Raw genomic sequence first — 13,926 nt, 5'->3', positions numbered from 1 at the left:
GAGTCCCCTTTTCCCATTAGACTGTCCTCAGCAGTGTTAACGTGTTTGAAGCCCTTCATACCGTCAGTCGAAATAACGAATGCCCATGGCATCTCTTACCTCTAACATCGTTTCCTGGGCCGCTTTTCTGGCCTCACGGGTACCCTCGATAAGAATCTCTTTCACTTGATCATCACGCTGTTCATAATAATTACGTCGTTCGCGAAAAGGAGCAAGCAGATCATTGATGGCTTCACCTGCGATCTGTTTACAATCCTTTGCATCCAATCCGGCCTTGACTACAACTGGCATGTATTTCGACTGCGTTCTCCTTGCGGAAAAGCTGATGATAGGCAAAAACAGGGCAGATATCCGGATGTCCCGGATCGGAACGATGGATGCGGGCAGGATCTGTCTTGGCCTTGATCAATTTAGCTTTTACATCCTCAGGACTTGCATTTAATGAGATCGCATTGCCCATGCTTTTGCTCATCTTACCAACGCCATCCAGCCCTCCAAGCCGCTCTCCGGTCAAAATGCGGGGTTCGGGGAGAATGGGAGCGTATAACTCGTTGAACCGGCGAACCAATTTTCGTGCTGTCTCAATGTGAGGAATCTGATCTTCCCCTGCTGGAACAAGGGTGGCTTTACAGAATGCAATATCAGCAGCCTGACTGACCGGATATCCGAGAAATCCGTAGTACAGGTCGGTATATCCGCGATCACGTGCTTCGCTCTTGATAGTCGGATTATGCCGGAGTGTATTGACGGTAACAAACATGGAGAAGATCACAGTCAATTCCGCAATTTCCGGAATCATGGATTGAATGAACAGGGTAGCTTTGTTCGGATCAATGCCTACGGCGAGGTAATCAAGCGTGACTTGATGAACACTATCTGCAATCAGGCCAGGTTGATCATAGTGGGTGGTGAGTGCCTGAACATCTGCCAGTAAAATATAGGTTTTGTACTCTTCCTGCAATTGTACCCGACTGCGCAGGCTGCCTACGTAATGGCCGAGATGAAGTTGTCCGGTAGTCCGATCTCCTGTCAAAATAATATCTTTGTTTTTGTTCATGGTTTATTCTCCTTTGGTTTTGTGATTCTTCAACATTGAGCTGTCGCCACCAGCCGTCTTCCACGACCATCACCTCCTTTCAGCCTGCAAAAAAATCAAAAAAGCTTCGTCTTTTATCTCATTCCCCGGTTGGGAACAGAATAAAGGACGAAGCTTGTGCCTCGCGGTGCCACCTTCATTGGCCGCTCTGTTGCGGCCCACTTGAGGGATACGGATGGTACCAGGAGCTCTTTTATGAGCTTCCATGCCTATCGATATCCTGTCCATGGATAACGGCTGGACATGCCGCCTCGCCTACTGAAAGTGTGTATTCCTAGGAAAGGATACAGACTTTGTTCAACTTGGAACTCCGAAGCCCATTTCCACATATCCGATGCACCGACTCCCACCAGCCGCCGGCTCTCTGTAGCATCCTGACATATGTACTTCTCTTCATCATCGCGGATAACAAATGTTTACAATTTCCAGAATTATATCACGCTTTGATTCCACTGACCAGCCTATGTTTGCGACCGCTCATATTGGTGCCAAGCACACCTGCGATAATCAACAATGCACCAATATAGTGATGACTACCAACAGGTTCGTGCAATATCCATGCACCTCCTACGATGGAGATGAGTGTGGACAGGTTGCTGAATACACTCATCTGGGACGCCTCCAGGTGCGTCAGGGCATAACTCGCAAGCAGGGTGGAGATCATGGTGGAAAGAATGGCCAGATAAGCAAGGGCACCCAGATAGGAGGCATCTCCCAGTGGTTTGATGTAGTCCATCATGGAACCGCTTGAAGCATGTCGGACCAGGGAGCCTGCGTTAAATACAACACAGCCAACCATCAGCGTGACCCATGTTAATTCCATGGGTTTGTACTTCTGGGTTAATGGTCTCGCAAGTACGCCATAACCTGCAAAACACACCGTGGATAACAGCAATAATGCAATGCCCTTCAGGTTACCCAAAGACATGCCATTACCTTGCATCATGAAAATAAAAACAACTCCAGCGACAGACAGCAGCAGGAATAGCTTCTGCAGGGTGGATGTTCGTTCTTTCAAGAAGACAGAAGCGAGAATGAGAGTGAAAACAGGGGCCATAGCCTGAATAATACCCGCTTCCGATGAGTTGGACGAGACGAGTCCAAAGGCTTGAAAGGCAAAAAATAGGACGGGAGATAACAGCCCCAGTGGAATAATTCGCCACAGATCACGAAGGCTCAGTCGGATTTGGATCCAACCCAAAACGACAGGAATGCTAACAACGATTAGCGACAGCGCAAATCGATGGGCAAGCACATCAATGGGATGTGCAACAGTGACCGTCATTTTAACAAATAGAAAAGATAGACCGATAATAGCCGCGTACAATACAGCTGCGATATATGCGTATCCCCGAGTATGTGCTGTGTTCATGAATGCTCCTCCAATACATTTGTCATAGCGTAGGATCTTTATCATCCTGAAATATGTCAGGTTCAAGGCACGTGCTTGCCTTATTCAATATACTGCCGGGTGCATCGTGCTACAATAGATAAAAGGTTAAACTGTATCGGTACAGTTATAGGAGAGGAGTGGATGAGGTGAGAAAATATGAAGTGATTGCCGAAGCTATAAAGCAATGGATTCAGGAACAGATGCAGCAGCAGGATCGTCGCCAGTGGGCAGATAAGGGCATCCGACTTCCAGCCGTGCGAGTTATAGCTGAACAGTATCAATGCAGTGTAAGCACAGCAATTCGTGCATATGAATGGTTGGAACAGCGGCATTTGGTGTACGCCATCCCTCAATCCGGCTATTATGCCGTACAGAACGGGACAGGTGCTCAGGACATGGACTGGCAGGGAGCGTTGGACTTCGCTTCGGCTGCTCCGGATCCGCGGGTGTTCCCTTATGCGGACTTTCGTCATTGCGTGGATCAGGCGATGGAGAAGAAACAGGCAGAGTTGTTTATGTATGGAACAGATCAGGGATTGCCTTCGCTAATTCTGCTGTTGCAGAAGCAGTTTGCGGATTATCAGGTTTTTGCAAGAACAGAGCAGTTCTTTATCACATCAGGTGTGCAACAGGCGCTGGCTGTACTTGCGTTAATGCCTTTTCCCAATGGAAAAAGAACAGTAATGCTTGAACTACCGACCTATCACAATATGCCTTCCCTATTGGGTGGATTAAATGTACCTATTGCTGGTGTGAGACGTACCCAAGATGGGCTGGACTGGGCATCGCTTGAACGTCAGTTCGCAGAGGAAGAGATCAAGTTTTTCTATGTCATGCCACGCTTTCACAATCCGATTGGTACATCGTTAACGATTGCGGAGAAGAAGAGACTGATCCGGCTTGCTCAGCGGTACGATGTGTATCTGGTGGAGGATGATTATCTGTCTGATCTGGATGACAATACGAAACAGGACCCGCTATGGTCCTATGATACGGAAGGCCGGGTCATCTATCTGAAGAGTTACTCCAAAATTCTGTTTCCAGGCTTGCGTATTGGTGTAGGCGTTCTGCCCTTACCACTCATTCAATCTTTTGGTGCTTACAAAAAAATGCTTGATATCGACACTTCAGTCCTGTCTCAAGCTGCTCTGGAGATCTATGTCCATAGCGGCATGTTTGCTCATCACAGGAAAGTGATTCGCAACCGCTATGCTGCTCGGATGCACACGGTGCAGGAGCAGCTGGACGCTTATCCAGACTTTGCTCCGTTTATGGACGCTCCTCGAACAGGAGGAGAGCATACGGTGTTACCTTTGGCGGGTGATATGCCGCTTCGTGTTCTGCTATCCCGGCTTCAAAAGCGCGGAGTCATCGTTGATACGACTGAAAGGTATTATCCAGAGGGAACCTATCAGGTACATCAGGATCAGATGTTGCGATTGAACATCTCCAATGTGCCGAAGCAGCGAATCGAGGAAGGGATGCAGGTGATCCGAGAGGAAATTTTGAAGCTGCAGATCAGTCAGAGATAAGTTAAGTAATGGCAGGATCATAACAGTGCACCCTATTAATAAGCTACGCTTGAAGATGTTGCATAACATCTCACCCTAACCCTGTCTAGACAATCACCCCTATTTGTAAACAAACAAAAGGCGTCCGCACAAGTTGAACACTTGTTGGACGCCCATTTTTCGTAGTTGCTGTCTCTCAACTATTTTGTATTACATCTGAAGAATTAATTGTTCGGATTATTCCTGAGCCATTGCCTTGAAGGAAGCTTCTGCGGCTTCCAATGTAGCCTGAACATCCTCGTCTGTATGAGCCGTAGTCAGGAACCAAGCTTCGTACTTGGACGGAGCGAGGTTAATGCCACGGTCCAGCATGTGGCGGAAGAAGGAAGCGAACCGTTCTCCGTCTGTGTCTTGAGCATGATCGTAGTTCGTCACCGGGTGATCACAGAAATGGGTGGAGAATGCACCGCGAATCCGGTTGATTGTCAGTGCAATCCCATGACGGTCAGCAGAAGCTTGCAGACCTGCTGTCAGGTCGATAGCAAGCCGTTCCATCTCCTCGTATACACCTGCGCCTTGCAGGACCTCCAGACATGCGATACCCGCCGAGATGGATGCAGGGTTACCAGCCATCGTTCCCGCTTGATAAGCCGGGCCGAGTGGAGCAACCTGCTCCATAACGTGTTTGCGTCCGCCGTAAGCACCGATGGGCAGGCCTCCACCAATAATTTTACCAAGAGCCGTCAGATCCGGTTCAATCTCCGCATGATTATCGAGCCCGGCATACGTCTGTGTGGAACCGTAATGGAAACGGAAAGCCGTAATCACCTCGTCATAGATAACCAGTGAGCCATTGGCGCGTGTCATGGCACAGAGACCTTCCAGGAAGCCGGGTTCCGGCATAACCATACCGAAGTTGCCAACGATCGGTTCAACCATGACTGCGGCAACATCGTCACCCCAGTGCTCCAGTGCAGCTTTGAGGCTATCCAGGTCATTGTAAGGCACGGTGATGACCTCTTGCGCAATACTGGTAGGAATGCCGGCACTATCCGGGATACCCAGCGTGGATGGGCCAGAACCGGCCGCCACAAGCACCAGATCCGAGTGACCATGGTAACATCCGGCGAATTTAACGATCTTGTTACGTTTGGTATAGGCACGAGCTACCCGAATCGTAGTCATGACCGCCTCTGTACCGGAGTTAACAAAGCGTACTTTATCCATAGAAGGAATGGCTTCCTTCAGCATTTTGGCAAGCTTGATCTCTAATTCAGTCGGGGTACCGTACAGTACTCCATTGGCTGCAGCTTCTGTAATTGCCTGCGTAATATGAGGGTGGGCATGTCCTGTAACAATCGGACCGTAAGCGGCCAGATAATCAATGTAACGGTTGTCATCAACATCCCAGAAGTGGGCGCCCTGGGCTTTTTTCATAAATACAGGTGCACCGCCGCCAACGGCTTTAAACGAGCGTGAAGGGCTGTTCACCCCTCCTACAATATGTTCAAGTGCTTCTGCGTATAGAAGCTCGGAACGGGAACGTGATGGTTTCATAAGATAACTTCCTTTCGTAATTCAAAATATAATAAAGGTACAAGCCACAGAAAGATATGATGATTTTCTCATAATAGTATAGCCGGGCACAACGAGAGGGCAGCGTAATGGCTGCCCTCTGCATGTTTAGATTACTGAGCCGGTTGTTCTGACTTCTGATCGTCACCACTGGCTGTTTTATCTTCGGTGCTGGTCGTACTATCATCTGTTGTAGCAGGCGGGTGAATAATATCCTGAATATGCTGCTTCAATTTTTCTTCATTTGTAACCGTTAATACTTGCGCACCACCTGCTGTACGTTCTTCTTTCAACAGGTTCATTGGTGGGATCTGCTCACTGCCGTTCATGCTGCTCTGGTATCCGAGTCCACCCAGCTTCCACATATCGGAGAGTGTCAGATTCGTATCTACGTAAGGATTAACCTGTTCCAGAATGGCAGGCAGTTTGGCTATGGTAGTGGTGGACTGCATTTTTGCCGTAACAGCTTTCAGCAATTCACGCTGACGCTCGGAACGAGCGAAATCCGACATCGCATCATGACGGAAACGAACGTACATGAGAGCTGTCTCGCCATCCAGATGCTGATACCCTTTTTTGAGATCAATATCGTATTCGTTATTGTCTGCTTTACTTGTATAGTGCATGTCTTTCTCCACATTAAAATCAACACCGCCAACGGCATCCACCAATTTGATGAATCCTTGGAAATCCGTATACACATAATACTGTACAGGAATGCCGAGCAGGTCGCCGGCAGCTTGCATCGCTGCATTCGGGCCATGGGTGATGGCAGTGTTGATCCGCTCTTTACCATACCCGTCAATATCGACGTATGTGTCGCGCAGAATGGAGAACAGATTGATTTTTTTGGTAAGTGGGTCGAGCGATACGACCATCATGCTGTCGGAGCGGGGAACTTCACCTTTTTTCAATCCGCGCGCATCGACACCCATAACGAGAATATTGACCGTCTCTGTGCCTTCCCATTTGGGTGGGTCAGGTGTATTTACTTTCTCCACATTTTCGATACCGGCGAATGGTGATTCGTCACCGTCTTTTGCCAAACCGTCCAACTGATTGAGAATAGAACCGAAGTAGTATGCCGCAGCTCCTCCGACAATTAACACGAAGGCGGCAAGAGAAATCCAGATGGTTCTCTTCGTCTTTCTGGTCATGCTAGCTCTCCTTTGTATTTGAGATGAAATAAAAAACGAGTTCAGGTATTGCTGAATTTTGACTGATACCATTATAATTTCTTTTTGGGCTACAAGCAATTTCAACAAAATCCAAGTGAGGTATAATCATGCTGGCGATTGATGTCAAAGATTTGCGCAAGTCGTTTAGCGTCCAGAAAAGCCGAGGTGGGCTGAAGGGCGCGTTCCAGGACCTGTTTGCACGTCAATACCAGGAGGTATTGGCTGTAAATGATATTTCATTTCAGATTCCGCAGGGCGAAATATGCGGATATATCGGGGAGAACGGTGCCGGTAAATCAACAACAATCAAGATGTTGACCGGCATTTTGGTGCCTACTTCAGGGCAAATATCGGTTGGTGGATATGTTCCGTATCAGGAACGGGAGAAGTTTGTACAGAATATTGGTGTTGTTTTTGGTCAGCGCAGTCAATTGTGGTGGGATATTGGCGTTATCGAATCCTTCCATTTATTGCGCAAAGTATATCGTGTAGGAGAGGTCGATTTCCGTAAAAGGCTGGATGAACTGGTTGAGCGATTGCAGCTTCAGGACCTGCTAAGTCGTCCGGTGCGGAAGCTCAGTCTTGGTCAGCGTATGCGCTGCGAGTTGGTGGCAGCATTGTTGCACAACCCGAGTATTGTTTTTCTGGATGAACCAACCATTGGTTTGGACATTGTGGTGAAGTCGGAAATTCGGGATTTCTTGAAGGACATGAACAAGGAGCATGGAACAACCATTTTGCTCACAACCCATGATTTGCAGGACATTGAGGCCCTATGTTCCAGGGTGATCATGCTTGATGCGGGTAACATCATCTATGATGGAGGTCTGGATCATCTGAAGTCCCAATGGGGCAAGGAACGGGAAATTCGCTTCAAATTCGGTTCAGCTCACAACATGAGTCAGATGCAGGAATGGACTGCGGCGTTACCTGTGCGCTGGACGGTTGAGAATGAATTGTCTGCATCCGTATGGATTCCACTGGAATTGAACGTTTCGGATGTACTCGGACGTGTCGTTGGACAAGCCGATATTACCGATATTCAGATTATCGAGATCAACACGGATGAGATTGTGCGCAGTATTTACCAATCCGGTTCCGCCGAGCGTCCCGAGATTGTGGGAGCAGGGAAAGAAGCGGTGAGTGTATCCTAAGATGAATAGTGCATTTATTGATTTCATGCGCATCCGTTTTCTAACGATGCTGGCATACCGGGTGAATTATTACTCTGGCATTTTGATATATACGCTGAATATCGGCGTGTATTACTTTACCTGGCAAGCCATTTATGGCAGCAGTGGTGAACTTGGCGGCTTTACGGCAGCACAGATGACAACCTACATCGCTGTATCCTGGATGGCACGTGCCTTTTACTTTAACAACCTGGACCGAGAGATTGCCGCAGACATACGGGATGGCTCCATTGCGATTCAATTCATCAGGCCAATCAATTACGTTATGGTCAAAATGATGCAGGGTCTTGGCGAAGGCATTTTCCGCTTCCTGCTCCTCATGATTCCGGGGATGCTCATTGCCATTCTGCTGTTCCCGGTTGAACTGCCTACGGCGCCATCGGCGTGGATTGGCTTTCTCGTTATGCTGTTCTTCAGTTTCCTCATTAATTCCCAGATTAATGTGATCACGGGACTGGCGGCATTCTTTGTGGAAAACAATGAAGGCATGATGCGCATGAAACGCGTCGTGGTTGATTTGTTCTCCGGTCTCATCATCCCAATCAGCCTGTATCCAGGCTGGATGTCCGCGGTGATGAAGGTATTGCCTTTTCAGGCCATTACGTATCTGCCCGGTTCGGTCTTCACTGGAAGAGTGGAAGGTACCGCCATCTGGAATGTACTCGGTATTCAGGTGTTCTGGTTTGCCTTGCTGCTACTTCCGATGGTACTGATCTGGCGTAAGGCGCGCAAGCGTCTGTTCGTGCAAGGGGGATAACAGAATGTACTATATGGGTCTGATCTGGGAATATTTGAAGAACTACATGAAAACACGACTCACGTACCGTGCTGATTTCTGGGTGGAGATCCTATCGGATCTGCTGTTCCAGGCAACCAACCTGATCTTTATCTTTGTGGTCTTTCGCCATACGGATAACCTGGGCGGCTGGAGTGAGAGTGAAGTGCTCTTTGTTTATGGATATTTTATGGTGCCCTATGGCATCTTCAGTTGTTTTATCAATCTGTGGGGATTCAGTGAGCGGTATATCGTCAAAGGCGAGATGGATCGTATCCTGACACGCCCTGCACATAATTTGTTCCAGATCTTGCTTGAAAATGTAGACCCGCCTGCACTCGTGGGCTCGTTTATCGGCTTGATCATTATGATCTTCAGCGGAGCAGAGATGGGCCTGGTGCTGGAATGGTGGCATATTCCTGCCTTGATTATTTTGGCGCTTAGCTCAGTCATGATCTATGCCGGAATCTATACCACACTGACTTCGTTGTCCTTTTATTCGGACGCACCAACAGGTATTCTGCCATTGATGTATAACATCCAGGGATATGGGCGTTACCCGGTAACGATCTACAACCGTGCCATTCAGGTGCTGCTGACCTGGGTCATTCCGTTTGCCTTTGTTGGCATTTATCCAGCGGCACTGTTCCTGGAAAGGTCCGAGATGCATCGCATGGCACTGCTGACACCTGTGATGGGGTTGGTGTTTGGTTCCGTGGGTTTGCTTTTGTGGAATTATGGCGTGAAACGGTATCGTGGAGCAGGATCATAAAATGCCCTCAACGCAATTCGTGGGCCAGACTAGGGAGGAACTGACATGACGTTAACTGTAGGCGAAGTGGCACCGGATTTTGAGCTGCCGTCCAGTACGGGGGAGACGGTGAAGCTTTCCGATTACCGCGGACAGCGGGTGCTGCTTTATTTTTATCCCAAGGATATGACCTCGTCCTGTACGCAACAGGCTTGTGATTTCCGGGATCGACATGCTGAATTTGAAGGGCTGAACACGGTCATTCTCGGGATTAGTGTTGATCCGATGAAACAGCATGACAAGTTTATCGCCAAATATGGACTACCGTTCACCTTGTTGTCAGATGAAGAGCACGCTGTAGCCGAGCAATACGGTGTATGGCAACTCAAGAAAATGTATGGCAAGGAGTATATGGGTATGGTTCGCTCCACTTTTCTGATTGATGAAGAGGGGAGATTGATCCAGGAGTGGTCCAAAGTTCGGGTCAAAGGACATATTGAGGCTGCTCTTGACGCAGTGAAGGCGTTGTAATGTAATAACCGGGACATGTATGAATGAATACATCTTATCCGTTTCATCACCAAAGGCTGTGTTTCGCGGGATTTACCGTGAACACAGCCTTTTTAGGTGGGCAATCGTTTATGACTGGGTGAATTGTTCTTGCTCTTGCCAGAACGAAGCCGATGCACAAGCAGAAGGAATAGCGGAATAATAAAGCTTACAGTGATATCCCAATCCACCCAGGCGGGCATGATCGTATTGGTGTAGAAAATGACATTGGGAGATATCAGTACAGCTAAAGCGAATAGTAACATGGCTGATGGCAGGATGAGAGGCTTGTATGTTTTCAACCGAAATAGTTGTGCTATTCCAATGACAAAAGAAAACATGTACAGCAGGCTTTTGAAATAGGTGGCAATCAACCAGGCGGTCGCCATGAACGCCTCAATTCGCTCGAAAAAATTGCCAATATTAATTTTTTGAGACAGGGTATAGGAGATGTAGATGTCATGTTGGGTCAGAAAGGGACCAAAGATCATCAGGGAAATGAGCAGCAGAGTGGTTAACATTAAGCCTCCACATAAGGTGGCGAGTAACATGTCCCGTTTGATATGAGGTCCTGACACAACATACGGGAGAACCATGGTAATCACGATTAGTTCACCAAAGGAAGTGAAAGCCCCCCTAATGGTAGATTGAATCAGTTGGAGCCAGGGGGTGTTCAAGAAAGGCTGTAGATGTGAACTGTTTACTTGGGGGATCAGCCCCATGAATAACAGGATCATAAATGCAACAACGATCGGCGTCAGCATTTCACTGCTTCCTCCTATTGTATTCAAACCATGCATAACTCCCCAGATAAGAGCGCACATAAGTATAATCAGAATGACCCGGATGGGGGTCTGAAGATAGATCTGTGTAGTCATGAAGTCGCCAACTTCACGGATACATATGGCAGCACCTATGGCGAAATAGAACAGATATGCAGATGACAAAACAGCTCCTACCCATCGGCCAAGTATTTTTTGGCAGATTTCAATAAGTGACAGATCAGGATGTGTCTGATGAAGTTTGTAAAGAACCCATATAATGAGTAAGCCGATCGGCTGACCGATAAGAGAACAGAACCATGCATCCTGCTTACCGGAAGCAGTAACCACGGAGGGATAGAGCAGAATCATGTCTCCGACCATGACCAGGAAGGTGAGCAGTGTAAATTGCCTAATGGTGATTTTCTCCTTAATTAACATAGACCTTACACTCCTTCACTAAATTCAGCATGGATGACATTCGTTGATGAACTTCAATTATTCATCTATACCAGGCTCCTTCCCGTAAAAAGTATTCATTCCTGTGAGGAGTTGCTGTGAGTAACCGATGATTTTCTGTTCGACTTGAGCAACTGGATCAGCAGGAGACAGCCGGGCAGAATGATCCCCAGCGTAGTATCCCAATCTACCCAATAGGGAACAACGGTGATTACGATAAAGGTTACGCTTGGTGAGACAAGATTGGCTAATCCAAAAACGAGTAGCGACGCTGGGAGCACAAGCATCCGATACTGCTTAAGCTTGAACAGTTCCGCACAACCAACAATAAAGGCGTATAAGTATATCATCGCTTTGAAGTAAGTGGAGATCAGCCAGGAAGAGGCCATAACAGCTTCAATACGTTCAAAGAAGCTTCCAATACTAATTTTCTGGGATAAAACAAAAGAAGCATATATGTTGTGTTGTGTGAGAAAGGCACCCAAGACCAGCAGGGATATGGTAACAAGTGTTGCCAATACCAGATTGCCTAGGCCTGCTGCGATAAGTACGTCCCTTGTTCGATGAGCCTGCTTGGCAACGTAGGGCAGAATCATCATGATGGGGACGACTTCACCAATTGGATATATAATGCTTACCAGAATGCCCTGTGAAATAGAGACCATATTCGTATCACTTACTGGTTTCAGATTGCTGGCATCAATCTGGGGAAGCAGGCAGAATGCAAGGACGACAATAAACACAATAACGACAGGCATCAGTAGTTCACTGCTTCGACCCATCGCCTCTAATCCGTGGAATACTCCCCAGCCGATCACGATGACAAACATCAGAATGATGATACGAATGGGAGTGTACTGGAAGATTTGAGAGGTCATGAAATCGCCAACTTCTCTCGTATGAGTGGAAGCACCAATAATAAAAAAGAACAGGTAGAAGCAGGAAAAGAGAGTACCTGGCCAGAACCCCAGAATGCTTCGTGCCATTTGTACCAGATTTTTTTCTGGGTGCAAACTGCACAACTTCAGGATCATGGCCAGTAGTGCCATTCCCAGAGGAATACCTATGAAAGCACAGATCCAGGCGTCTTGTTTTGCGTAGGATGTGATGACTGAGGGGTAGATCAGCATCATATCTCCTACCACCATCAAAAAAGTGAGAGTGGTCAATTGTCTTGTTCCAAGGCGCCCGTGTTCAAGCATAATCGTCCTCTCCTTTTTCTAGGTTCCCGTCAGATGCGCCAAGAATTGATTAACAGGTTCATAGATCCACATGATGATATAGAGCGGACTCGGAAAATCCCACAGGTTTGCTGCGATTATACTAAACCCTGTGGCAATGATGAGCATGCCGCTATACACAGCTGTTTCCCTCCATTCCTTACGGCGGATAAGACCCGGCAGATCAAACAAGCCTATAAGGCCCGCTATGACAATGACAGTAATTGTAATCAACATCCGATCTCACTCCTTCAAATCCTCCTTGAATGAATCATCCAGTGTACCTACCCGTTTGATCTGAACATTGGCTTCATACGTGACATCCAGGTTCTCAAAATATTGATCCCAATCCTTCTCAATCTTTTTGAAAAATCCAGGATCGGCATGATATACTTCCTGACCAAATCCAAAAATATCGGTATGGAATTTTCGCCGAACCGATTTCACTGATTTTTCCATTAGCTCGATTAGCCGCTCTTCACTGTCTTTTTCCAACTCTTTGAGCGTTTTCATTGAACCAATTCGGATTCCGCACTCAACTGCACCAATGGAAGACACATTTTTTATTTTGATATGAATTACTGGCTGGTCATGGATAACCTTCGCTTTTCGTTTCGTCTTGGTACGAAGGGTTTTGAAAGTCACATTACCGCCCTTTTGGCAAGGCAAGTGACCTATGGTAGATACCACGTTGTTGCGAATATAGTTGTATCCTTTGGATTCATCTTCAGTTAACCAGCCGATTAGTTTGTCCTTCTTGAAGACACTTAATCCCGTCGAATTGAGACGAGCGGGGGACGTGATTGTCGAGATATTATCTTTGCTTCCGCTTCTCGTAGTATTGCCTACAACCTCTACACCGGTGATTACGGGCTGTATTCCGGGAGCCAGCATATACTCCATCAACTGATCTCCAGTGACAGTAGTTGTGGGTGACCAGGTTTTGGCGGAGACGTCGAGGGAATTAAATATCTTCTCTGCAGGTAAATTCTCCAATGGAGTAAGTGTATCCAGTACCTTGGAAGCTGTTGTATTTCGAGCAACGATAACGTAATAATCGGGTCTCGCAGTAGGTTCTCTCATTAACGCTTCAATGACATCGTAGATGCCTTCTTTGCGGGCATATTCCTCACCGAACACCAGTATACGGATATGGGCCATGAATATGCGGCGCGGACTTGTCTCAGTCAGCTTTTGAATTGCTTCAAACAGTGTGGATGCGGAGGCTTCATACTGTGTGACAGGAGTGCCATTCCCTCCGCCCGATTTGGAGGATACTTCATTCGGTACAACGACCTGAGCGCTCACTTTAATCAGATCACCATCCTTATCTACACCAAGACCCAGCATAATGCCAAGTTCATTCAATTCCTGGCGGTCCCAGCATCCGGTAAGGAGAGGGAGCAGGAATGTAATGCATAGGATTAATCGGAAGCACTTGTTCATACATTATTCTCCTTACCGA

14 protein-coding genes and 1 other annotated feature are annotated in these 13,926 nt (G+C 47.3%); of the genes, 5 read left to right on the top strand and 9 right to left on the bottom strand.

From position 1 onward, the window contains the following. Positions 1-63: 63 nt before the first annotated feature. From ACX9NY_RS20210 to ACX9NY_RS20200, 3 genes are all read right to left on the bottom strand, one after another. A complete protein-coding gene (locus ACX9NY_RS20210) occupies positions 64-291 on the bottom strand; it encodes a hypothetical protein (protein ID WP_472474706.1) in 228 nt (75 codons plus the stop codon). After that, on the bottom strand, positions 248-1,057 hold the full coding sequence (trpS, locus tag ACX9NY_RS20205) for a tryptophan--tRNA ligase (RefSeq protein WP_472474704.1): 810 nt from the start codon (positions 1,055-1,057) through the stop codon (positions 248-250). Before trpS ends, ACX9NY_RS20210 begins: the two co-directional genes overlap by 44 nt. Positions 1,058-1,197: 140 nt before the next feature. Beyond that, positions 1,198-1,505 (bottom strand) — a binding site (T-box leader). Between the two features lie 27 nt (positions 1,506-1,532). Next, complete coding sequence (locus ACX9NY_RS20200) at positions 1,533-2,468, bottom strand: DMT family transporter (RefSeq protein ID WP_472474702.1); 936 nt, start codon at positions 2,466-2,468, stop codon at positions 1,533-1,535. 167 nt (positions 2,469-2,635) lie between these two features. Between ACX9NY_RS20200 and ACX9NY_RS20195 the strand changes: the two genes are divergently transcribed. Further along, on the top strand, positions 2,636-4,021 hold the full coding sequence (locus ACX9NY_RS20195; RefSeq protein ID WP_472474700.1) for an aminotransferase-like domain-containing protein: 1,386 nt from the start codon (positions 2,636-2,638) through the stop codon (positions 4,019-4,021). 216 nt (positions 4,022-4,237) lie between these two features. Here ACX9NY_RS20195 and ACX9NY_RS20190 read toward each other — a convergent pair whose 3' ends face one another. Both ACX9NY_RS20190 and ACX9NY_RS20185 read right to left on the bottom strand, forming a co-directional pair. Further along, positions 4,238-5,557 carry a glutamate-1-semialdehyde 2,1-aminomutase gene (locus tag ACX9NY_RS20190; protein ID WP_339239447.1) on the bottom strand — a complete coding sequence of 440 codons (1,320 nt, stop codon included), beginning with the start codon at positions 5,555-5,557 and terminating at the stop codon, positions 4,238-4,240. Positions 5,558-5,688: 131 nt separating this feature from the next. Then, complete coding sequence (locus ACX9NY_RS20185; protein WP_339239448.1) at positions 5,689-6,732, bottom strand: LCP family protein; 1,044 nt, start codon at positions 6,730-6,732, stop codon at positions 5,689-5,691. A gap of 128 nt (positions 6,733-6,860) precedes the next feature. Between ACX9NY_RS20185 and ACX9NY_RS20180 the strand changes: the two genes are divergently transcribed. Genes ACX9NY_RS20180 through bcp form a run of 4 tightly spaced genes read left to right on the top strand, consistent with a single transcriptional unit; the run spans position 6,861 to position 10,003 of the window. Beyond that, a complete protein-coding gene (locus ACX9NY_RS20180) occupies positions 6,861-7,907 on the top strand; it encodes an ABC transporter ATP-binding protein (protein WP_339239449.1) in 1,047 nt (348 codons plus the stop codon). Position 7,908: 1 nt separating this feature from the next. Next, positions 7,909-8,703, top strand: coding sequence for an ABC transporter permease (locus tag ACX9NY_RS20175; protein ID WP_339239450.1), 795 nt, complete (start codon positions 7,909-7,911; stop codon positions 8,701-8,703). A gap of 4 nt (positions 8,704-8,707) precedes the next feature. After that, complete coding sequence (locus ACX9NY_RS20170; protein ID WP_339239452.1) at positions 8,708-9,493, top strand: ABC transporter permease; 786 nt, start codon at positions 8,708-8,710, stop codon at positions 9,491-9,493. Between the two features lie 45 nt (positions 9,494-9,538). Next, positions 9,539-10,003: a thioredoxin-dependent thiol peroxidase gene (gene bcp / locus ACX9NY_RS20165; protein WP_339239453.1), complete on the top strand. Its 465-nt coding sequence runs from the start codon at positions 9,539-9,541 to the stop codon at positions 10,001-10,003. A gap of 92 nt (positions 10,004-10,095) precedes the next feature. Here the strand turns inward: bcp and ACX9NY_RS20160 are convergent, their stop codons facing one another. The 4 genes from ACX9NY_RS20160 to ACX9NY_RS20145 form a co-directional block, all read right to left on the bottom strand. Continuing rightward, positions 10,096-11,223, bottom strand: coding sequence for a GerAB/ArcD/ProY family transporter (locus tag ACX9NY_RS20160; protein ID WP_342571791.1), 1,128 nt, complete (start codon positions 11,221-11,223; stop codon positions 10,096-10,098). Positions 11,224-11,318: 95 nt separating this feature from the next. After that, the gene (locus ACX9NY_RS20155; RefSeq protein ID WP_342571792.1) at positions 11,319-12,443 is read right to left on the bottom strand and encodes a GerAB/ArcD/ProY family transporter; all 1,125 of its coding nucleotides are present in this window, start codon (positions 12,441-12,443) and stop codon (positions 11,319-11,321) included. A gap of 18 nt (positions 12,444-12,461) precedes the next feature. After that, on the bottom strand, positions 12,462-12,698 hold the full coding sequence (locus ACX9NY_RS20150; protein ID WP_339239457.1) for a hypothetical protein: 237 nt from the start codon (positions 12,696-12,698) through the stop codon (positions 12,462-12,464). 6 nt (positions 12,699-12,704) lie between these two features. After that, complete coding sequence (locus ACX9NY_RS20145) at positions 12,705-13,907, bottom strand: Ger(x)C family spore germination protein (protein WP_342571793.1); 1,203 nt, start codon at positions 13,905-13,907, stop codon at positions 12,705-12,707. Positions 13,908-13,926 lie beyond the last annotated feature (19 nt).

The organism is Paenibacillus sp. CB74, from assembly GCF_055687625.1.
The sequence above is the reverse complement of the archived record's forward strand: the minus strand, read 5'-3'. Positions and strand labels throughout refer to the sequence as shown.